This is a genomic window from Bradyrhizobium sp. 613_E4_N2_2 (assembly GCF_052075995.1).
Lineage (GTDB): Bacteria > Pseudomonadota > Alphaproteobacteria > Rhizobiales > Xanthobacteraceae > Bradyrhizobium > Bradyrhizobium barranii.
On sequence record NZ_CP197234.1, the window covers coordinates 5030010 to 5051021 of the forward strand.

A 21012-nucleotide genomic window follows, 5' to 3' on the forward strand; every position below is an offset into this window, starting at 1 on the left:
GCACGTCGGCAGTGACGGTCACCGCCGGCAAGGCTGTCGCCGTCTCCGGCGCAGCGCTTTGCGCGCTGGTGCGGTGAAGGAAGCCGTCGCCGAACAAGGCGATGGAGACCAGAGAGGCCGCGAAGGCCGTCGGTCTGGAGAACTTCGAATGGGATTTGACGGTAGCGGCAAGAATAGCAGCAGGGCGGCAGGTGGCTCTCGAAGGCATCTCTCAACAGCTTCCGGTTTGACAGGAATAAATACCGGAGCGACGTGCCGCGGCATGAGCCGCCAAGTCAATAAAAACGCCTTTATTTTCAGTAGTTTATAATAAGTCAAAGTCTAAATCGCGCAGAGGTTGAGAGCGCTGTGGGTCACCCACGAAGTGCCGGACCGCACTGTGCGTGACCGCCTGACGCGCGAGTTCGCCATAAGGCGGCAATGCTCGCCGGCGTGCGGAGCTAAGATGACCGGTTCAGTGGGGACGGCGGCTGTCGGAACCCCTGTCAGAATGATCGCGCGCAAGACCTCTCCCCGCCGGGAAGAGGCAAGCAAAACCAGATCATGCCGTGGAGATTACTCCGCCGAGGCCTTGGCGTGGCGCTCTGAGGACTCCAGCGCGGCCGCGCTCAGGCTGCGCCGGCGCCAGATGCTGCCGACGACCAGCACGACGACGACGCCGAGAGCGGCGCAGAGATATTCGCCGCCTCCGCCGCCATGGGCGAATTGGGGCGGGATGCGAAGTGCGCCGAGCATGCTGTCCAGCGAGGCGCCGAGCGGGCCGTCGAACAGCGTGTGCAGCTTCGGCGCGATGCCGGGATCGGTCGCGATCACGTCGCCCGAAATCCAGCCGAGCAGTGCTGCACCCGCCCAGACCAGGACCGGCAGCTTTGCGAGCAGCGCCATGATCAGCGCCGCACCGGCGACGATCAGCGGCACGCTGATGGCGAGGCCGAGGATCAGCAGCGGTACGCTGCCATTGGCGGCGGCGGCGACCGCAATGACGTTGTCGAGACTCATGACGATGTCGGCGACGACGACGATCTGCACCGCCTGCCACAGATGCGAGGCGGACTCGACGCCCTCCTCGTCCTCGTTTTCCGGCACCAGGAGCTTCGCCGCGATCACGATCAGCGCGAGACCGCCGACGAGCTTGAGGTACGGCAGCTCCATCAGGCTCGCGACGATGCCGGTGAAGATGATCCGCAGCAGCACGGCTGCGCCGGCGCCGAAGATCATGCCCCACAGCCGGTGCCGCGGCTTGAGTCCGCGGCAGGCGAGCGCAATCACCAGCGCGTTGTCGCCGGAGAGCAGGATGTTGATCCAGATGATCTTGCCGACCGCAATCCAGAAGGTCGGTTCGGCCATCTCGTTGCGAAACTGGGTGAAGAATGCCCCGATCGTAGCGGGATCGAAGACCTGCCAGAGCCAGTTCACAATACGTCCTTTCGCCCCGTCGATATTAACCTATCGGCTGATCAGCCGACGATCTCGTTGCCCGAGAAGAACTGCGCGATTTCGATCGCGGCGGTCTCCGGCGCATCCGAGCCGTGAGCGGAATTCTCGCCGATCGACTTCGCGTAGAGCTTGCGGATGGTACCGTCGGCGGCCTTGGACGGATCGGTCGCCCCCATCGCGTCACGGTACTTGGCAATGGCGCCCTCGGCTTCCAGCACCTGGACCACCACGGGGCCCGAGGTCATGAACTCGACGAGTTCGCCGAAGAACGGGCGCGCCTTGTGCACGGCATAGAAGGTCTCGGCCTGTTCCTTGGTCATGCGGATGCGCTTCTGCGCGACGATGCGCAGGCCCGCCTTCTCGATCACGGCGTTGACCGCACCGGTCAGGTTACGCGCGGTCGCATCGGGCTTGATGATCGAGAAAGTGCGTTCGATGGCCATAATCTTGTCCTTGAGAAGAAAGCGGTGGTTCGGAGTTGCCGGGCTTATATCGGCGCCTTTGCCGGACGGCAAGCGACCGCCAAAACCGCCCCCGGACGCTTCGCCGCAGGATGCCCCGCCGGATCTAGTCATGGATTGCCGAGATTTCACCCAATCGAACTAAGTCTGGAAGCCGAAATGGGTCTGTTTCTCCTGACGCGCTGTGGGCGCTTGGCCGTTGGAGTACTCCCCGGAGAAGGCCCTCCGCCGAACGCCCCTGAACGGCCGCATTGCCGTAACCGACCGAACCCGCTGTTGATAATCGCGAAATACCCGTTCACTTCCTTGCAACTCACTGCAAGTTGCATTTTTCTTGCAGCGAACTTGGGGGAGTAGCGAAGTTGCCAACCTATCCATACACGCTCGTCACAGGGAAGCTGAAAGGTCTCCTTCAAAAGATCCGGTCAACTGGCATTCCGCCCAAACTCACGGCGGCGCATCTAAAGACGTTGGGCTTCACGTCGAGCAATGATGCCGGAATGATTAACGTGATTAAGTTCATAGGACTTACGGACGGCTCTGGCATCCCAACGCCGCTTTGGAGTGAGTATCGAGGGCAAGATCACCGCGTCGTACTGGGAAAAGCTATCCGACAGGGATACGCGGACCTTTTCGCGATCTACCCGGACGCAAATGCTCGATCCGTAGCTGACCTGACCCACGTCTTCAGTACGAGCTCGACAGCTGGCGAAGCGGTAGTGAAGCAAACCGTACAAACGTTCAAAGCTCTTGTGGACGAAGCAGATTTATCAAATCTGGGCGCCTCCGGTGGCACCGCAAGTGTTCTGACAACAGGACCGCTTCATGCCGCACCAGCAGCGGCGCCCCCTATCGCTGCTCATAACTCGCCCAGCGCGAAACACCCCGCTGTGCACATCGACATTCAAATTCACATTTCGCCAGAATCTTCGGCCGAACAAATCGATAAGATATTTGAGAGCATGGCCAAGCATTTGTATGGCGCGAGCAACCCGGCGGGCTGAGTTGTCTAATTTTCTACGGAACGCGCTGGCAGCCTCAAAGGCAATTCGGGACGATGTCGATCGAGAAATCGGGCCGCCCGAGGAAGGTGCGCAGGCTCAATCTCATCTCGTTCTAATGACCTCTCTAACGAAAGGTACTCGAACATACATTTCTCTGATCGCGAACCAGATCAACGGAACTTTCGACAAGGGTTGGTACGATGCTTGCGCCGTCATGATCAGACGTTTGATCGAGACGCTTCTGATCGAGACTTTTGAAAAACATGGAGCCTCCTCGGAAATCAAAGGATCGACGGGAGACTACGTATTTCTAAGAGAGCTGATCAACGCCACCCTTTCGACCAGCTCGTGGAGCCCCAGCAGAAATCTCAAAGCGGCGCTTCCGAAGCTCAAGGACATCGGAGACAAGTCCGCTCATAATCGATTTTTCGTGGCAAAGCGCGGAGACATACAGCCCCTGCTCGGCGACATCCGGATCGTGGTGCAAGAGCTTCTCTATCAGAGCGGCTTGAAAAATTAATATCATACAGCACCAGCACTGCTGCCCCCTAAACGTTCCAAGTAAATCTCTTTTAAACCAATACCTTAGCCTTAAGTAAGTTTTTGCACGGTTCATCCAAATGAACCCAATCTGAAGGCTCCGTTCAGGGCTTGGTTCAGCTTCGCCGGCGTAAGGTCGGGCCTATCGAAACCGAAAGCCCGATCATCAGGCAGACCGTTTCGGCGGCCTTTCCATCGACGCGATAGCCCCGCGCCGGCAGTCTTTAGGAGATCACCATGTTGAGGAAACTTTCGCTTGCCGCTGTCGCCGCGGTTGCGCTGGGTGCCGCGCTGGCGCCGACCTCCGCCTCCGCTCACTGGCATGGCGGCTGGGGCTGGCACGGCGGCGGCGGTGGCTGGCATCACGGCTGGGGTGGACCGCGCTTCTATGCCGGCGGCCCCGTCTCCTACGGTTATGGCGGCTGCTACGTGCGCCGGCTGGTCCCGACCCCCTGGGGACCCCGCTGGCGGCTGATCAACCGCTGCTACTGAGCCCGACAGCACCTTCCTGAGGTACCTAGGCCCCCCAGGTACCTTCCAAGCGAAGCCCCGGCGTTCCCCTGCGCCGGGGCTTTGTATTTGGGCGGCTATTGCCCGGCTTCATGCAATTTTTACTAGAGTGCCGGGCAATGTCCGCGAGCGGCGAAACCATTTGGGGGGCCAAGGACTTGGTACCGTGTCATCACTTTGAGAACACGGAACCCCACAATGGCTGGCCTTTTTGCCAATGACAGCGAACAGATCGACCGGCGCACCAGCCGCTCGATCTGCGATGCGGTGGGCGAACGGCTTCAGCAGAGCCTGCGCCCCGAACCACGGCTCCCGACGCATCTCGAACAGCTCCTCGACGAGTTGAAGCAGCGCGACCGCGATTCGCACTGACGTGAGGCTCACGCAAAAACGGGTTGCGTTCGACGCGCCTTGCGGTGACAAGGCCGCATGCTTGCTATCACCGACCTCTCCATCCGCCTTGCCGGACGCCTTCTGATTGACCAGAGTTCCGTGCAGATCACGCCCGGCGCGCGCGTCGGCATGGTCGGGCGCAACGGCACCGGCAAGTCGACCCTGTTCAAGGTGATCCGCGGCGAGCTGGCGGCCGAGCACGGCACGGTCACCCTGCCGCCACGCTGGCGCGTCGGCAGCCTCGCGCAGGAGGCCCCGAACGGGCCCGAAAGCCTGATCTCCGTCGTGCTCAAGGCCGATCTCGAACGCGACGCGCTGCTTCACGAAGCGGAGAGCGCTACCGACCCGCACCGGATCGCCGAGATCCAGACCCGCCTCGTCGACATCGACGCCCATTCGGCGCCGAGCCGCGCGGCCGCGATCCTGTCCGGCCTCGGCTTCTCCGCCACCGACCAGCTTCGCCCCTGCGCCGAATTCTCCGGCGGCTGGCGCATGCGCGTCGCGCTCGCCGCCACGCTGTTCGCCGCCCCTGACCTCCTGCTGCTCGACGAGCCCACCAACTATCTCGACCTCGAAGGCACGCTGTGGCTCGAGGATCACCTTGCGCATTATCCGCGCACGGTGATCGTGATCAGCCATGACCGCGACCTGCTGGAAAGCTCGGTCGACCAGATCCTGCATCTGGAGCGCGGCAAGCTCACGCTCTACAAAGGCACCTATTCCTCCTTCGAGGAGCAACGGGCCATGCGCGAGCTGCTCGATGCCAAGGCGGTCAAGCGCCAGGAGGCCGAGCGCGCGCGGCTGCAGGCCTTCGTCGACCGCTTCAAGGCCAAGGCCTCGAAAGCGCGCCAGGCGCAGTCTCGCGTAAAAATGCTGGAGCGGCTGAAGCCGATCACGGCGCTGGTCACCCAGGACGTGCGCGAAATCAGCTTTCCCGCGCCAGAGAAAATCCTGTCGCCGCCGATCATCGCCGCTGACAACGTCGTGGTCGGCTACGATCCGAACACGCCCGTGCTTAACCGCGTCACCTTGCGCGTCGACAATGACGACCGCATCGCGCTCCTTGGTTCCAACGGCAACGGCAAGTCGACGCTGGTGAAACTGCTCGCGGGCCGCCTCGCACCGTTCTCGGGCAAGGTGACGCGTGCCGACAAGCTCTCGATTGCCTATTTCGCCCAGCACCAGCTCGACGAATTGAACGAGGATGCCTCGACCTACGACCACGTCCGCAAGCTTATGGGTGAAGCGCCCGAGGCCAAGGTGCGCGCACGCGCCGGCGCCATCGGATTCTCCGGCAAGGCGGCCGATACCAAGGTCGGGAAATTGTCCGGCGGCGAGAAGGCGCGCTTGCTGCTGGGGCTGGCGACCTTCTTCGGCCCCAACATGATCATTCTGGACGAGCCGACCAACCATCTCGACATCGACAGCCGCGCTGCGCTTGCGGAGGCGATCAACGAATTCCCCGGCGCCGTCATCATGGTTTCGCACGACCGCTATCTGATTGAGTCCTGCGCCGACCAACTCTGGATCGTCGCCGACCGGACCGTGACCAATTACGACGGCGACCTCGACGAGTATCGCCGCCTGGTGCTGTCGGCGCGCAATGGCGAGCCCGCCCCGCGCGAGCGTAGCGCCGCGAGCGAGAAGCCGCAGCGCCCGAGATCGGACAATCGTGGCTCGCTGAAGAAGCGCATCGCGGAAGCCGAGAGCGAGATCGCCCGCGTCAGCGAGATCATCACCAAGATCGACACCGCGCTCGCCCTGCCCGACATCTTCACCAAGGATCCCAAGCAGGCCGCGCAACTGTCGAAGGCGCGCGCCAACGCCGCCGACGCGCTGGCACGTGCGGAGGAACAGTGGCTGGAGGCGAGCACGCAGTTCGACGAAGCGGCGGGCTAGACTCAAAATCTGAAAAACAACCCCATGCACAGTAGCGGGGCTGTTGCGGCCGGAGCGTCGGCGAGACCACTCAAGCCGTTGAAACGCCTAGCTTAATCAGCAAACATCAGCGTTCCCGCATGATCTCGTGCCGGTAGCGCTGCAATGGCGATAACAGGTAGCTCAAAATGGTGCGCGAGCCGGTCCTGATCTCCACTGTCACGGCCATTCCCGGTGACAGGCTGACGAGGCGATCGTCCACCTGCATTTGCGTGCGATCGAGCGAGACGCGTGCGCTGTAGCTCAACTCCTGGCCGTTGGGCTCGCTGCTGTCGCGCTGCGTCCCGAGGCCGCGGTCGCTTCCCGGCGGACGGTCGCGGATGATGGCGTCCTGCGAGACGCTCAGCACCCGTCCCTCCAGCAGGCCGTAGCGGGTGAAGTTGAAGGTGTCGATCTTTACGGCGGCGTCCTGCCCGGCCTCGACGAAGCCGATGTCGCGGTTGGAGATCATCGCCTCGACCTCGAGCCGCGTATCCGATGGCACGATCACCAGCAGCGATTGCGCGGGCGTGACCACGCCGCCCACGGTGTGGACCGCAAGCTGCTGCACGACGCCGTCGACCGGCGAGGTCAGCTGCTGCAGCCGGGTCCGCTGCTGCGCCTTGATCAGATCGCGCGCGACGCCATTGGCTTTCTGCTCGCTCTTGGCGAGTTCGTCGGACAGGCTCTTGCGATACTCCGCCACGGCCTGGGTGCGGGTCTCCCGGATCGCGGCGACGGCTGCCTCGGCTTCCTTCAGATGGCTGCTCTGGACGCGAAGCTCCTCCTGCTGCTCGATCTGGAGCTGAAGGGTCTCGTAATAGGTCAGCTTCGAGCCGATTTCCTTCTCCATCAGAATCTTGCGGATATCGACGCGCTGCTGGGTGACGGGGAGCAACGCATCCAGCTTGTGGATCGTCGCCGCAATGGTCTGATGCTCGGCCTCCTTCTGCGCCTGCTGGCGCGCAAGCGACGCCAATTTGGCGCGATGCTCGCTGACCTGATTGGCAAGAAGCTGCCGCTGTGTCGCGACCAGCGAGGGATCGGCATCCGAAGGCGGGACGAGATCGGTGGAGGCATCTTCGCCGCTTGCCAATGCGGCGCGGAGACGCGCCATATTGAGCCGTTCGGCCATGAGATCGTCATGCAGGTGATCGCGCTCCGCGGCATTCACGGTCGGATCGAGCTCGATCAGCACGTCGCCCGATTTGACCGCCTGCCCGTCCTGCACGTGGATGGCGCGCACCACCCCGGTCTCGAACGGCTGGACCACCTTGCTTCGCCCGCTCGACACCACCTTCCCGGTAGCGGACGCCACGATGTCGATCGTGCCCCATGCCGACCACGCGAGTGCCGCGCAGACAAGGAGCATCAGGGCGATCGCGATGGCCCGGCCGATCGGTGACGGTGGCGCCTCGGCAATCTCCAGCGCCGCGGGCAGGAAGGCGATCTCTTCCGTGCGCCGCCCCTTCGCTTTCCGGAAGGGAACGACGGTCTGCTCCGGCCGCGGGGCCGGCACCGCGCTAGCCGACCTCATAGATCCCTCCCTGGAGACGATGCAGGGCCGCGTATCGGCCACCGGTCTTGATCAACGCGTCATGCGTGCCGTCCTCGACCAGACGGCCGCGCTCCAGCGTGAAGATGCGATCGGCGCCGCGAACGGTGGACAGCCGATGCGCGATGATCAGAACGGTGCGGCCCCTCGCGATCTCCTTCATGTTCTCATGGATGATCCGCTCGCTTTCATAGTCGAGCGCGCTGGTCGCTTCATCGAAGATCAGGATGCGGGGATTGGTCACCAATGCGCGGGCGATCGCGATGCGCTGGCGCTGCCCGCCCGAGAGCGTCGAGCCGCGCTCGCCGACGACAGTGTCGTAGCCTTCTGGAAGCTCCAGAATGAAATCATGCGCGCCAGCAAGTTTTGCTGCGTCCATGACGCGGTCCATTGGCAGGGTCGGATCGGCCAGCGCGATGTTGTCGCGCACCGAACGGTTGAACAGCATGTTGTCCTGGAGCACCACGCCGATCTGACGGCGGAGCCAGGCCGGATCGGTCATCACAAGATCCATTCCGTCGATCAGCACGCGGCCGCCTTGCGGAACGTAGAGCCGCTGCACCAGCTTGGCGAACGTGCTCTTGCCCGAGCCCGACGATCCGACGATGCCGACGGTTTGCCCGGCCGGAACATCGAAGGAGACGTCATGCAGGATTTCCGGCCCATCGAGCCGGTAGCGGAACGACACGTGCTCGAACCGGATATTGCCCCGGATCGGCGGCAGCCCCGCGCGCGCCGCCGAATAAGCCGGCTCTGCCGCGCTGTTGAGGATGTCGCCAAGCCGCGCGATCGAGAGCCGCGCCTGATGAAAATCCTGCCAGACCTGGGCCAGCCGCAGCACCGGCGCCGAAACGCGCCCCGCAAAAATGTTGAAGGCTACGAGCTCGCCGACGGTCAATGCGTCGCCGATCACGAGGCGCGCGCCGACATAGAGAATGGCGGCTGTGACGACCTTGCTGACGAACTGGACGAGCTGGCTTGCGGTGTTGCCGAGGCTGGTGACGCCGAAACTCGCCGAGACATAGCCGGCGAGCTGCTCTTCCCACCGGCGCTGCATCTGCGGCTCGACCGCCATCGCCTTAAGCGTCTCGATGCCGCTGACGCTTTCGACGAGGAAGGCCTGGTTCTCGGCGCCGCGGCGGAATTTCTCGTCCAGCTTGCGCCGAAACAGCGGCGTCGCCACCGCCGAGATCGCGATGTAGAACGGGAACGATGCCAGCACGATGCAGCTCATCAACGGCGAATAGGCGAACATCACCGCCAGGAATACCGAGGTGAAGAACAGGTCGATGAGCAGCGTCAGCGACGAGCTGGTGATGAAATTGCGGATGTTCTCGAGCTCGCGAACCCGCGCCACGGAATCGCCGACGCGCCGCGCCTGAAACCAGGCCATCGGCAATGCCAGAAGGTGGTGGAACAGCCGCGCCCCCAGCTCCACGTCCATGCGGTTGGTCGTATGCGCAAACAGATAATTGCGCAGGATACCCAGCACCGTGTCGAACAGGGAGACGACGACGAGACCGATGACGAGCACGTCGAGCGTGGACAGCGAGCGATGCACCAGCACCTTGTCGATCACGACCTGGAAGAACAGCGGCGAGACCAGCGCGAAGAGCTGCAGAAAGAACGAGGCGGCCAGCACCTCGCCGAACAGCCGCCGGTACTTGCCGATCGCGCCGATGAACCAGGTGATGTCGAAATGGCGTCCGAGGTCGGAGAGCCCGGCGCGCCGGGCCATCAGGATCAGTCCGCCGTCCCAGATCGCGCACAGCTCGTCGCGCTCCATCAGCACCGGGCGCTGTGCCTGCGGCGATTGCACCAGCACCTTGTCGGCGGAGGCTTTCGCGATGACCATGAAGCTGCCGTCGCGCAGCATCGCGATCGCCGGCAGCGGGCTCCCCGAAAGACGACTCCACTGCGTTCGATAGGTTCGTGCCTTGAGGCCGAGAGATTTGGCGCAGCGGATGATCTCTGCTGCGCCAAAGATAGCCGTTCCGGTCCGGTGCCTGAGCTGGTCGCGGTCGGCCGCAACACCCTGCAAATGCAGCAGGGTGAGCAGCGCGTCCAACCCCGTATCGGTCGAGACCGCGTTCGTGGTCATGGGCGTTCTCCGGGCCGGAGTTAAGCGTCAGGCGTGCTGCGGCGGTGCGAGGGTCTGGCTCTGTGCCGCGTGCGGATCGGGCAATGGCATCTCGCCGTGACCGTCACCTGCCGGAACGAGGTTTGCCGCCATGGCCTGGTTGAGCAGCATCGCGGCCGCCATCGCCCCGCCCCCGTTGATGACGACGTTGTTGCCGGGGCCACCGTCGAGGACGTCCTGTCCGCCGCCACCGATCAGCACGTCGTCACCCGCACCGCCCGCGAGCGTGTCGTTGCCGGGGCTGCCGATCAGGACGTCATCGCCATTGCCGCCATTGGCGACGAGCTGGATGCCTCCGTGCAGACCGGAGGCCGTGATGACGTCGTCGCCATCGAGGCCGTTGATCACGATCCTGTCGCCTGTGCCGGCATCGGTGATGTTGATGTCCTGGCCAAGCCCCGACACCGTAATGATGCCGTCGTGCTCGGTCACCGTGATGACGTCGCTGCCGCTGGTTCCGTTGATCGTCACCGTATCCGCGGCGCCGTCATTGGCGCCGAGGTCGAGGTTGACCTGATTCACGCCGGTCCCGGAGAGGTCGCCAACCGTGATGTTGTCGGCACCACCGAGGGCGTTGAAGTTGATATGCTCGACGCCGTTCAGGTCCATCGCGATGGCAGCAACATCGCGGGTGAACAGCACCCGGCCGCCATTGGCCGAGATGTTGATGTTCTCGTTGATGTTGGCGCCGTTGAACAACAGCGTATCGGTGCCCTTGCCGCCTTCGACAATGTCGCTGCCGTCGCCGGGATTCCAGACGAAGGTATCATCGCCGGCGCCGAGATTGGCAACGTCGTTGCCACGGCCGCCGTTCACAATGTCATTGCCGGCACTGCCGGTGATGGTGTCGTTGCCGTCACCGCCGTTGATGTTGAGGCTGAACGGCTGCCCCGCCTTGATGGACGAGGCATTGATGACGTCGTTACCGCCTCCGCCGTTGACGGTCAGGACGTCACCGGCATCGGCGTGAGCGATGGTCACCTGCGCCGCAAGGCCGTTGACAACGATCGATCCGCCAGAGGTCGTGATCGAGATATTGTCATCGCCTGCGGTGCCGTTCACGGTCACACGATCTGCCGCACCGTCACCACTCTGGCTGCCGGGGCCGGCACTGAGGTCGATCGCCACCTGCGTGACGCCGGTGCCGGAGAGATCGTTGACGGTGATGTTGTCGGCGCCGCCGGCGGCAGCGATCTGCACATGCTCGACGCCGTTGAGATCCATGGTGATGGCGCCGACGTCGCGGGTGAGAAGCGCGCGGCCGCCATTCGCCGAGATCGACATGTTCTCGGCGACGTTGGAGCCGTTGAACACCAGCGTATCCGTTCCCGCGCCACCTTCGACGGTGTCGCTACCATCACCGGGATTCCACGTGAAGAGGTCGTCGCCTGCGCCGAGAAGAGCGACGTCGTTGCCGCGGCCACCGGTGACCTTATCGTTTCCGTCGCCGCCGATCAGGGTGTCGGCGCCCTGACTGCCGGTGATGGTATCGTTGCCCGCGCCGCCGTCGATGGTCAGCCCAATCGCCGCAGCAAGTAGCGATGCATCGATGACGTCGTTGCCGCCGAGCGCCTGGATCACCAGCCGGTCGTTGGCAGCTTCCGCATTCGCGATCGTCACGACTTCGGGCAGGCCCGTCACCGTCACGGTCGTCCCGTTGGACGTGACCTCGATGTGCTGGCCGCCGTTAGTGCCGTTGACGGTCACCGTGTCGGCCGCGCCGTCGCCTTGCGTGCCGCCGGGAACGGCTCCGAGATCGACCAGCACCTGCTTGACGCCGGTCCCGGAGAGATCGCCGACGGTGATGTTGTCGGCGCCGCCGCGTGCATCGAATTCGATCTGCTCGATGCTGTTGAGGTCCATCGTGATGTTGGCGACGTCGCGGGTGAAGCGCACCCGGCCACCATTGGCCGAGATGTCGATGGTCTCGTTGATGTTGGCTCCGTTGAACAGCAGCTTGTCGTTGCCCGATCCGCCTTCGACCGTGTCGCTGCCGTCGCCGGGATTCCAGATGAAGGTGTCGTCGCCCGTGCCTAATTGCGCGACGTCGTTGCCGCGTCCGCCATTGACGATGTCGTCGCCGCTGCCGCCGATCAGGAGGTCGTTGCCGTCGCCCCCGGTGATCCTGTCGTTGCCGGCGCCGCCGTCGAGCGTCAGCGAGATCAGGCTGGCGAGTCCATTGCTTGCGGTGATGACGTCGTCGCCGCCGCCGGCGTGCAGCACAAGATTCTCCGTCGTGCCGATGTCGAGCGAAAATGGCGCGGCGCCTGTCCCGTCGAATCGCACGCGCGTGCCGTTCGCCGTGATCGTGAACGTCTCCGGGTCATTGCTTCCGTTGACCTGCGCGGTGTCGTTGCCGTCACCGCCCTCGAACAGGTTGGTGCCGCCCCCCGGATTCCAGATCATGAGGTCGTTGCCCGCTTCGCCGAACAACTGGTTGTCGCCGCTGCCGCCGTCCAGCGTGTCGTTCCCCGCGCCGCCAAACAGCAGATCGTTGCCGCCGCCGCCCTTGATCGTGTCGTCGCCGGCCTGCCCAAACAGCAAATCGGCACCTGAGCCGCCCGTGATCCTGTCATTGCCGTCGCCGCCGAAAATGTGCACCGCGGGCATCGGGCCGTTGGATTCGTTAACGGTGATCGTGTCGTCGCCGCCCTGACCGAAGATGTCGATCTCATTGGTGTTGGCCACAGTGGGATCGCCACCGATCGTCTTCACCTGCCCGTTATTGATGAGAATGCGGCCCGACTTGTCGCGGCTGATCACGACGCCGTTATTGGCGCTATCGCCGAAAATGGTGAGCTGGCCCGTAACCGGGGAGAAAACAGAGGTAGTAGACATCCAAATATTCCTTCGATCGATCTAGCCCCTCCTCTCGATGCGTAGCAGTGGTGCGGATGTCTTACTTGAAGCACTGCTTTAGACACGCGTGATTATTCTGGAGATTTCCTCCAGTTTTCCTCCGGGCTGATTTCGACAGCGGATGCAAACGCTCTCACATCACGAATTGCCGATCACGTATAACGGCAGCGTGACTTTCGAAGGCGCGCGCGAGTCCCACCAACACATTGATGCGCGCGCAGAAGCCACAGCTCGAAGTGACGACGCATTCGTTTTGATGAGATGGCGAATTCGATCGTTGCTCTCGTGCCCCGGACACAGCGCAGCACGATAGTGGTGCGCTGCTGAGCCGGGGCTCATGATCGAGAGAGACTGGATCGAGAGAGACCAGGTCCCGGCTCTGCGCAGCAGCGCATAGCGCGCCGAAGACGCGCGTGGACGCGCTGATGGCGCTGCAGCGCGTCCGGGACGCGAGAGTTCGGCTTACGCCGACTTCTTCTTCGGCTTCGGCTTGGTCGCCTTCGGCATGACAGGCGCTTCCGGCGTGCCCTCGATCGAGGACAGACGGCCGGACGTGAAGGTGTAGATGCCCGCGCGCGGACCGGTGCTCCAGGTGACCACGGCAACGCGCCGACCGGCGGAATCACTGGAGAGGTTGACGGTCGAGGGCGCCCCGATGCCGCGCACCACATCGCATTCGGTGTGACCGAGGGCGACCGTGCCGCCCATGGGCGCCGGCGCCGTCGTCGAAGCATTGGCGTCAGCCGGCCCGGGGGGCGGCGTCATGCCGGGACAGGCGCCGTCGGCGCTGACCAGATCCTCGGCCGTCACGGGCTTGTCGGGGGTCAATGGTGGTGATTCGATTGAGATGCTCTTGATGAACAGGCGGCTCGGCGTGTTGAACCACTGGGCATCCTTGGACAACAGGTCGGTCCCCGAGCAGCCCGCGAGCAGCGGTGCTACGGCAACCAACGCAACTATGAGCGAGCTGGGAAGCTTTTGATGTCGCACGATAAACTAAATTCCCCGCATGAAGGACCGGCCCTAAGCGATTGTCCCAACATCACTTTGCGGCACGAAGGTGACAAAAGCCAGCATCGCCCGAAAAGTGCAAATTATCATTAATTGCAAACGACCGCTAATTCCGGCGCTGCCAACGGCCCCGTTCGTCGGCCTGCCAATAGGTGACATCAAATCCCCGCGCCTTGCAATCCGTCCAGGCGCTCCGGGCAAACGCCAGCGCATCCGGATCGTCGCCGTTGAACAGCAGCACCATGCGTTCATAGCCCTGCGCGTCCTGCGGCAGCGCGGCGTTGTCGACCAGGAAGCGGACATTGGCGCCGTTGGGATTGTCCTCCTCGATCGCCAGCACGATCGGCTGATCGGCGGCATCGTTCACGCGCCATGTCGCGTGCGGCAGGAAGGAATCGTCGCGATAGGTCCATAGATGCGCGTCGAGCGCGTCGGCGCGCTCCGGCGAGGTCGACTGCACCACGACGCGCCAGCCGCGCTCGAGCGATTTCTCGAGAAGCGGCGGCAACACGTTCTCCACCGTCATGTTTTGCAGATGGTAGAAAAGGACTTCGGTCATCTCAGATCATTTGCGCTCGTAGTGGTCGGCGACCAGACGGTCGAGCAAACGCACACCGTAACCGCTTCCCCAGCTCTGGTTGATGTCGGTCTTCGGCACGCCCATCGCGGTGCCGGCGATGTCGAGATGCGCCCAGGGCGTGCCGTCGACGAAGCGCTGGAGGAACTGCGCCGCGGTGATCGAGCCGCCATGGCGGCCGCCGGTGTTCTTCATGTCGGCGAACTGGGAATCGATCAGCTTGTCATATTCGGGGCCGAGCGGCATGCGCCAGACTTTCTCTCCGCTCTCGATGCCGGCCGCGAGCAGACGGTCGGCGAGCTCGTCATTGTTGGAGAACATGCCGGCATGCTCGGTGCCGAGCGCGACCATGATCGCGCCGGTCAGCGTCGCCAGATCCACCATGAATTTCGGCTTGGTCTTTTTGGCCACGTACCAGAGCACGTCGGCGAGCACGAGGCGGCCTTCGGCGTCGGTGTTGATGATCTCGATGGTCTGGCCCGACATCGAGGTGACGATGTCGCCCGGCCGCTGCGCATTGCCGTCGGGCATGTTCTCGACGAGGCCAATGGCGCCGACCACGTTGGCCTTGGCCTTGCGCGCGGCGAGCGCGTGCATCAGGCCGACGACGCAGGCGGCACCGCCCATGTCGCCCTTCATGTCCTCCATGCTGCCGGCCGGCTTGATCGAAATGCCGCCGGTGTCGAAGCAAACGCCCTTGCCGACAAAGGCGACCGGTGCCTCGCCCTTCTTGCCGCCGTCCCAGCGCATGATCACGGTGCGGCTCGGCCGCGACGAGCCCTGGCCGACGCCGAGCAGCGCGCCCATGCCGAGCTTGTCCATCGCCTTGACGTCGAGCACCTCGACCTTGACGCCGAGCTTGCGGAGCAGCCCCGCGCGGCGCGCGAACTCCTCGGGGAAAAGCACGTTCGGCGGCTCGTTGACGAGGTCGCGCGCGATGATCACGCCGTCGACGACATGGCCGGCCGAGGCAAACGCCTTCTTCGCCGCGGTGGCATCGCCGACCGCAAGCGAGACGTCGGCGCGCAAGCCGCCCTCCTCGCCGTCTTTCTTTTTCGTCTTGTAGCGATCGAACTTGTAGGCGCGCAGCCGCAGGCCCGAGGCGATCGCAACCGCCTGCTCGCTGGTCATGGCGCCATCAGGAAGTTCCGCGATGATGGTCATGGCAGCGGCCGCGGCCGAAAGCTTGCTCGCCGCCACGCCGCCGAATTTGAGGAAGTCGTTCGCCTTCAGGCTCGCCGCCTTGCCGGCGCCGATCACGACCAGGCGGGAGGCCTTCAGCCCCTCCGGTGCCAGGACGTCCAGCGCGGCGCCGCTTTTGCCCTTGAAGCCGGCGGCGGAGGCCGCCCGCTTGACCAGCTCAGTGGCGCCGCCGAGTGCCTTGGCCGTCGCCGGACCGAGCTTCAGAGTGTCGTCGCAGAACACGACCAGAATGCCACGGGCGGCAGCAGACAGCGGGACAAAGCCGACCTTGATGGCATCGGACATGGGTAACTCCTTCAAAACATCGGGCTTTTCGTCGCTGGGCGGACCCGGCCACGGGCCGGAGCTGAACGACGATTCACTGGACTTTCCCCACTATGGGCCACCGGCCCGGCAGCTGCCAAGCACCCCCGTGGCCGCCGGGCCACAACGAAGGAAATATTAACCATATATTGACGGCGCCACGGGGCAGCCATTTTGTTGATGGATCAAAGGGATGGTAGTGAGAGAGTAAGCCGGTGGTAGAGGTGGTTGGCCGACCTTGGGGATCCCCTGATCGGGGATTGGTTGGGCAGCCGGACTTCCGGCCTGCATTGGGGCGCTGGTGGGGATTCGTGCGGTAGCGCATGGGGTCAATCGATAGGTATATCTTCCGCACGACGCTGGCGTCGTTTGCGCTGGTCCTGGTCAGCCTCACCGGCGTGATCTGGATTACGCAGGCGTTGCGCGGCATCGACCTGATGACGAGCCAGGGTCAGACCATCCTGACCTTCCTCGGCATCACCAGCCTCGTCGTGCCGGCACTGGTCCTGATCATCTCGCCGATCGCGCTGATGATCGCGATCTCGCACACGCTGAACAAGCTCGCGACCGATTCCGAGATCATCGTGATGAATGCCGCCGGCTTCTCGCCGTTCCGGCTGTTCTATCCGTTCTTCTACGCCACCTGTGTCGTGGCGCTGCTGGTCGCCTTCATCGCGGCCTATCTCGCCCCCGACGGCATGCGGCGGATCAAGCAGTGGGACGCCGAGATCACCGCCGACGTGCTCACCAACATCCTCCAGCCCGGCCGGTTCGCCCAGCTCGACAAGAACCTGACGATCCGGATCCGCGAACGCCAGCCCGGTGGCATCCTCGCCGGGATCTTCATCGACGATCGCCGCGATCCCAACGAGCGCGTCTCGATCGTCGCCGAGCATGGCGAGGTCGTGAAGAACGACAACGGCTCGTTCCTGGTGCTCAAGGACGGTAATCTGCAGCGCTTCGAGGCCGGCAAGCGCGATCCCGCGCTGGTGGCGTTCGGCCGCTACGGCTTCGACATGTCGAAATTCTCGGGCCAGGGTCACGACGTCACCCTCGGCATCCGCGAGCGCTATCTCTGGGAGCTGTTCTCCCCGTCCGAGGACGATCCGGTCTACAAGCAGATTCCCGGCCAGTTCCGCTCGGCTCTGCACGACAGCCTGCTGGCGCCGATCTATCCCTTCGCCTTTGCCGTGCTCACCTTCGCCTTCCTCGGCGCGCCGCGCACCACGCGCCAAAGCCGCAACTTCTCGATCGGCGGCTCGGTGATCGCCGTGTTCGGCCTGCGCATGGCAGGATTCGCCTGCTCGGTGATGGCGGTGAAATCGCCTGGCCCGGTGCTGTTCCAGTACGCGATGGTCCTTGGCGCCATCGGCGTCGGGCTGTGGTTGATCATCGGCGGCATCGTGGTCGAGCCGCCGCCCCGCCTCATCGAGGCCATCAACAGGTCGAACGCGCGCATCGCGCGGCTGTTCGGACGGCCGGCCGCCGCATGAGCATGCTCACCAACACCCTCGGGCGCTATTTCGCCGGACGCTTCGTCGTCGCGGCGCTCGGCGTGTTCGCGGGCATCTTCCTGCTGCTGGTGCTGGTCGACTACATCGAGATGGTGCGCAAGACCTCAGGGCTCGCATCCGCCTCCGCGATCATGGTGGCCGAGACCTCGCTGTTCCGGGTCCCGCAATTGCTCGAGAAGCTGACGCCGTTCTGCATGCTGATCGGCGCCATGACCTGCTATCTCGCCCTCTCCCGCCGGCTCGAGCTCGTGGTCGCGCGCGCCGCCGGAATCTCCGCGTGGCAATTCATCTCGCCGGCTCTCGGCAGCGCGCTCCTGATCGGGGTGATCGCCACCGTCGCCTACAATCCGATGTCGGCGAACCTGCGCGAGCTGTCCAAGCGCATGGAAGCCGAGCTGTTCGGCTCGGCCCCCGGCGGCGGCATCCAGGACGCCTCCGGCTTCTGGCTCAACCAGGTCACCAATGACGGCCAGGTCATCATCAACGCGGCGCGCAGCGAGCAGCAGGGCGTCCGGCTGACCGGCCTGACCCTGTTCCGATTCGATACGGACTGGCATTTCAAGGAGCGGATCGAGGCGCGCGAGGCGGCGCTGGAGTCCGGTCACTGGCTGTTCAAATCGGTGCGCCGCTTCTCGCTGGATTCGCCGCCGATCGACCAGGCGACGTTGGAGATTCCGACGACCCTGACCGAAGCCCAGATCCGCAACAGCTTTTCCACACCCGAGACTGTGTCCTTTTGGCAACTACCGAGCTACATCCGCTCCTCCGAGAGCTCGGGCTTCGCGACAGCCGGCTATCGACTCCAGTATCACAAGCTCCTGGCACAGCCGTTTTTGCTGGCCGCCATGGTGATGCTGGCGGCTTCCGTGTCGTTGCGTTTCTTCCGGATGGGCGGCGTGCAGAAGATGGTTTTGAGTGGCGTGGGCGCAGGCTTTCTGCTCTACGTTTTGTCGAAAGTGACTGAAGACTTGAGCAAGGCTGAGTTGATGCATCCGATCGCTGCGGCGTGGTTGCCCGCGGTGGTGGGCGGCCTCACCGGCTTTTTGGCCTTGTTGTATCAGGAGGACGGTTAGTGACTGCCGTCCATCGAGGGCTCGTGTCTCGTTTGACGCAGCGTACTGTGGTGCGCGCGAACGGATACGGCTTGTCCATTCGCAGGCTCCTGCTGGCTGTCGCCGCCGTGGCGTCGCTCGGCGGGCTGATGGACGTTGCGGCCGTGACGCCGGCCTCCGCTCAGAGCTTCACCTACAATCCGCTGCCGCCGCGTGCGAAGCCGCCGAAGGTCGCCAACGACAACCAGATGCTGGTTCAGGCGACCGAGGTCGACTACGACTACAACAATTCGCGCGTCTCCGCGGTCGGTAACGTCCAGCTGTTCTACAACGGCACCAGCGTCGAGGCCGACAAGGTCATCTACGACCAGAAGACCAAGCGGCTGCATGCCGAAGGCAACGTCCGCATGACGGATGCCGACGGCAAGATCACCTATGCCGAGATCCTGGATCTCTCCGACGACTACCGCGACGGTTTCGTCGATTCGCTGCGCGTCGACACCGCCGACCAGACCCGCATGGCCGCGAGCCGCGCCGACCGCTCCAGCGGCAACTACACGGTGTTCGAGAACGGCGTCTACACGGCCTGCGCGCCGTGTAAGGACGATCCGAAGAAGCCGCCGCTGTGGCAGGTCAAGGGTGCGCGCATCATCCACGACCAGCAGGAGAAGATGCTGTATTTCGAGACGGCACAGCTCGAATTCTTCGGCGTGCCGATCGCCTACATGCCCTATTTCTCGACGCCCGACCCGACCGTGAAGCGCAAGACCGGCTTCCTGATGCCGGGCTTCACGTCGAACACGCCGTTCGGCTACGGCGTCGAAGTTCCGTTCTACTGGGCGATCGCGCCCGATATGGACATGACCTTCAGCCCGCGCATCACCTCCAGGCAGGGCGTGCTGTTCCAGGCCGAGTACCGCCAGCGCCTGATGGACGGCGCCTACCAGATCCGAGTCTACGGCATCGACCAACTCGACCCCGGCGCACTCGCCGGCCAGCCCGGCGACCGCCAGTTCCGCGGCGCCGTCGACACCAAGGGTCAGTTCGCGCTGAACGACAAGTGGGTCTGGGGCTGGGACGGCGTCGTCATGTCCGACTACTACTTCTTCTCGGACTACCGCTTGTCGCAATACCGCGATCCGCTGGGCTCGTTCCTGTATCTGCCGACTGACGCATTGTCGCAGCTCTATCTGACCGGCGTCGGCAATCGCAGCTTCTTCGATGCGCGCACGATGTACTGGCTGAGCTACTCGGGCAACCAGAGCCAGGTGCCGATCGTCTATCCCGTGATCGACTATTCGAACGTGCTCAACTATCCGGTGTTCGGCGGCGAGTTCAGCTACAAGACCAACTTCACGAACCTGTCGCGTGACACGGCGGTGTTCGATCCGATCACCACGCTCGCCAATACCGCCAGCCTGTGCACGACGACGTCGGCCGATCCGCTCGCGCGCACGCCGTCGCAGTGCTTGCTGCGCGGCGTCCCCGGCACCTACACCCGCCTCACGGCGGAAGCGCAGTGGCGCAAGTCCTACACCGACCCGTTCGGCGAGATCTGGACGCCGTTCGCCAGCCTCCGCGCCGACGCGATCAACGCCTCGATCTCCAACCAGCCGGGCGTGTCGAACTACCTGCCGGTCGGCGACACCCAGGCGTTCCGCCTGATGCCGACCGTCGGCCTCGAATACCGCTATCCCTTCATCAACGTTCAGCCCTGGGGCTCGACCACCATCGAGCCGATCGCGCAGGTCATCATCCGGCCGAACGAGCCCTATGCCGGCAAGTTCCCGAACGAGGACGCCCAGAGCATGGTGTTCGACACCTCGAACCTGTTCAGCGTCGACAAGTTCTCCGGTTACGACCGCGCCGAGGGCGGCGGCCGCGCCAATGTCGGCGTGCAGTCCACCACGCAGTTCGACAAGGGCGGCGCCGTCAAGGTGCTGTTCGGCCAGTCCTACCAGCTGTTCGGCCTGAACTCCTACACGGTCCAGGACACCATCAACACCGGCCTTGATTCCGGCCTCGACAAGCCGCGCTCGGATTACGTGGCGAGCGCCAGCTACTCACCCAACAGCACCTACACGTTCAGCGTCCGCTCCCGCATGGACGAGCAGACCTGGAACGTGCAGCGCTTCGAGGCGGAAGGCCGCGCCAACTTCAATCGCTGGTCGGTCAGCATGATGTACGGCAATTACGCCGAGCAGCCGGAGCTCGGCTATCTGACGCGGCGCGAGGGCATCCTGACCTCGGGCTCGATCAAGGTCGCGGCCAATTGGGTGGTGACCGGCTCGGCGCGCTGGGACCTCGAGGCCAACAAGATCAACCAGTATGTGCTCGGAGCGGGCTATGTCGACGATTGCTTCGTGCTCGGCGTGAACTATGTAACTTCGTATAGTTACTCTGCGGGCACGGCGCCGCCCGTGCTGAACCACGCGTTCATGTTCCAGATCGGCCTGCGCACGCTGGCGACCTCGACCGGGTCCAGCTCGTCCGCCGGCTACCAATGAACCGTCTGAAATGACGGCCGGGCTCTCCC

General features: G+C 63.8%; 16 protein-coding genes. 8 read left to right on the top strand and 8 right to left on the bottom strand.

The annotated features are described in order from the left end of the window. Window positions 1-555: 555 nt before the first annotated feature. Window positions 556-1416, bottom strand: a complete 861-nt coding sequence (locus AB7290_RS24345; RefSeq protein WP_085402872.1) for a TerC family protein — start codon at window positions 1414-1416, stop codon at window positions 556-558. 41 nt (window positions 1417-1457) lie between these two features. Next, window positions 1458-1880 (bottom strand): nucleoside-diphosphate kinase, encoded by a 423-nt coding sequence (gene ndk, locus AB7290_RS24350; RefSeq protein WP_027535388.1) that lies wholly within the window; start codon window positions 1878-1880, stop codon window positions 1458-1460. Between the two features lie 380 nt (window positions 1881-2260). Between ndk and AB7290_RS24355 the strand changes: the two genes are divergently transcribed. From AB7290_RS24355 to AB7290_RS24375, 5 genes are all read left to right on the top strand, one after another. Then, complete coding sequence (locus AB7290_RS24355; RefSeq protein WP_085402871.1) at window positions 2261-2902, top strand: DUF5343 domain-containing protein; 642 nt, start codon at window positions 2261-2263, stop codon at window positions 2900-2902. Continuing rightward, window positions 2877-3422, top strand: coding sequence for a hypothetical protein (locus AB7290_RS24360; protein ID WP_354115639.1), 546 nt, complete (start codon window positions 2877-2879; stop codon window positions 3420-3422). Before AB7290_RS24355 ends, AB7290_RS24360 begins: the two co-directional genes overlap by 26 nt. Before the next feature lie 257 nt (window positions 3423-3679). Then, a complete protein-coding gene (locus AB7290_RS24365; protein WP_014495771.1) occupies window positions 3680-3934 on the top strand; it encodes a hypothetical protein in 255 nt (84 codons plus the stop codon). Window positions 3935-4150: 216 nt separating this feature from the next. Continuing rightward, a complete protein-coding gene (locus AB7290_RS24370) occupies window positions 4151-4324 on the top strand; it encodes a hypothetical protein (RefSeq protein ID WP_166096073.1) in 174 nt (57 codons plus the stop codon). 57 nt (window positions 4325-4381) lie between these two features. Next, window positions 4382-6244 carry an ABC-F family ATP-binding cassette domain-containing protein gene (locus AB7290_RS24375; protein WP_085402870.1) on the top strand — a complete coding sequence of 621 codons (1863 nt, stop codon included), beginning with the start codon at window positions 4382-4384 and terminating at the stop codon, window positions 6242-6244. A 106-nt stretch (window positions 6245-6350) separates the two neighbouring features. Here AB7290_RS24375 and AB7290_RS24380 read toward each other — a convergent pair whose 3' ends face one another. The 6 genes from AB7290_RS24380 to AB7290_RS24405 form a co-directional block, all read right to left on the bottom strand. Next, the gene (locus AB7290_RS24380) at window positions 6351-7799 is read right to left on the bottom strand and encodes an HlyD family type I secretion periplasmic adaptor subunit (RefSeq protein WP_085402869.1); all 1449 of its coding nucleotides are present in this window, start codon (window positions 7797-7799) and stop codon (window positions 6351-6353) included. Beyond that, complete coding sequence (locus AB7290_RS24385) at window positions 7786-9918, bottom strand: type I secretion system permease/ATPase (protein WP_441254018.1); 2133 nt, start codon at window positions 9916-9918, stop codon at window positions 7786-7788. The genes AB7290_RS24380 and AB7290_RS24385 overlap by 14 nt, the downstream gene beginning before the upstream one ends. A gap of 27 nt (window positions 9919-9945) precedes the next feature. Next, on the bottom strand, window positions 9946-12795 hold the full coding sequence (locus tag AB7290_RS24390) for a beta strand repeat-containing protein (protein WP_085402867.1): 2850 nt from the start codon (window positions 12793-12795) through the stop codon (window positions 9946-9948). A gap of 483 nt (window positions 12796-13278) precedes the next feature. Continuing rightward, complete coding sequence (locus AB7290_RS24395; protein WP_201266216.1) at window positions 13279-13767, bottom strand: hypothetical protein; 489 nt, start codon at window positions 13765-13767, stop codon at window positions 13279-13281. A 166-nt stretch (window positions 13768-13933) separates the two neighbouring features. Further along, complete coding sequence (locus AB7290_RS24400; RefSeq protein ID WP_014495779.1) at window positions 13934-14386, bottom strand: DNA polymerase III subunit chi; 453 nt, start codon at window positions 14384-14386, stop codon at window positions 13934-13936. A 6-nt stretch (window positions 14387-14392) separates the two neighbouring features. Continuing rightward, window positions 14393-15892: a leucyl aminopeptidase gene (locus AB7290_RS24405; protein ID WP_085402865.1), complete on the bottom strand. Its 1500-nt coding sequence runs from the start codon at window positions 15890-15892 to the stop codon at window positions 14393-14395. Window positions 15893-16233: 341 nt separating this feature from the next. Here AB7290_RS24405 and lptF point away from each other — a divergent pair, with 341 nt between their 5' ends. The 3 genes from lptF to AB7290_RS24420 are packed head-to-tail and all read left to right on the top strand — an operon-like array spanning window position 16234 to window position 20983. Beyond that, complete coding sequence (lptF, locus tag AB7290_RS24410; RefSeq protein ID WP_085402864.1) at window positions 16234-17403, top strand: LPS export ABC transporter permease LptF; 1170 nt, start codon at window positions 16234-16236, stop codon at window positions 17401-17403. Beyond that, window positions 17400-18497, top strand: a complete 1098-nt coding sequence (gene lptG / locus AB7290_RS24415; RefSeq protein WP_063983680.1) for an LPS export ABC transporter permease LptG — start codon at window positions 17400-17402, stop codon at window positions 18495-18497. The genes lptF and lptG overlap by 4 nt, the downstream gene beginning before the upstream one ends. Further along, entirely contained in the window at window positions 18497-20983 is a 2487-nt protein-coding gene (locus AB7290_RS24420; protein ID WP_085402863.1) for an LPS-assembly protein LptD, read from the top strand. The genes lptG and AB7290_RS24420 overlap by 1 nt, the downstream gene beginning before the upstream one ends. The last annotated feature ends 29 nt before the right edge of the window (window positions 20984-21012 follow it).

Bases quoted from the DNA above. Each gene is read 5' to 3' on its own strand.
- ndk (WP_027535388.1), bottom strand. From the start codon at position 1,880: ATGGCCATCGAACGCACTTTCTCGATCATCAAGCCCGATGCGACCGCG.
- AB7290_RS24385 (WP_441254018.1), bottom strand. From the start codon at position 9,918: ATGACCACGAACGCGGTCTCGACCGATACGGGGTTGGACGCGCTGCTC.
- lptG (WP_063983680.1), top strand. From the start codon at position 17,400: ATGAGCATGCTCACCAACACCCTCGGGCGCTATTTCGCCGGACGCTTC.
- AB7290_RS24375 (WP_085402870.1), top strand. From the start codon at position 4,382: ATGCTTGCTATCACCGACCTCTCCATCCGCCTTGCCGGACGCCTTCTG.
- AB7290_RS24380 (WP_085402869.1), bottom strand. From the start codon at position 7,799: ATGAGGTCGGCTAGCGCGGTGCCGGCCCCGCGGCCGGAGCAGACCGTC.
- lptF (WP_085402864.1), top strand. From the start codon at position 16,234: ATGGGGTCAATCGATAGGTATATCTTCCGCACGACGCTGGCGTCGTTT.
- AB7290_RS24360 (WP_354115639.1), top strand. From the start codon at position 2,877: ATGGCGCGAGCAACCCGGCGGGCTGAGTTGTCTAATTTTCTACGGAAC.
- AB7290_RS24390 (WP_085402867.1), bottom strand. From the start codon at position 12,795: ATGTCTACTACCTCTGTTTTCTCCCCGGTTACGGGCCAGCTCACCATT.
- AB7290_RS24370 (WP_166096073.1), top strand. From the start codon at position 4,151: ATGGCTGGCCTTTTTGCCAATGACAGCGAACAGATCGACCGGCGCACC.
- AB7290_RS24400 (WP_014495779.1), bottom strand. From the start codon at position 14,386: ATGACCGAAGTCCTTTTCTACCATCTGCAAAACATGACGGTGGAGAAC.
- AB7290_RS24365 (WP_014495771.1), top strand. From the start codon at position 3,680: ATGTTGAGGAAACTTTCGCTTGCCGCTGTCGCCGCGGTTGCGCTGGGT.
- AB7290_RS24405 (WP_085402865.1), bottom strand. From the start codon at position 15,892: ATGTCCGATGCCATCAAGGTCGGCTTTGTCCCGCTGTCTGCTGCCGCC.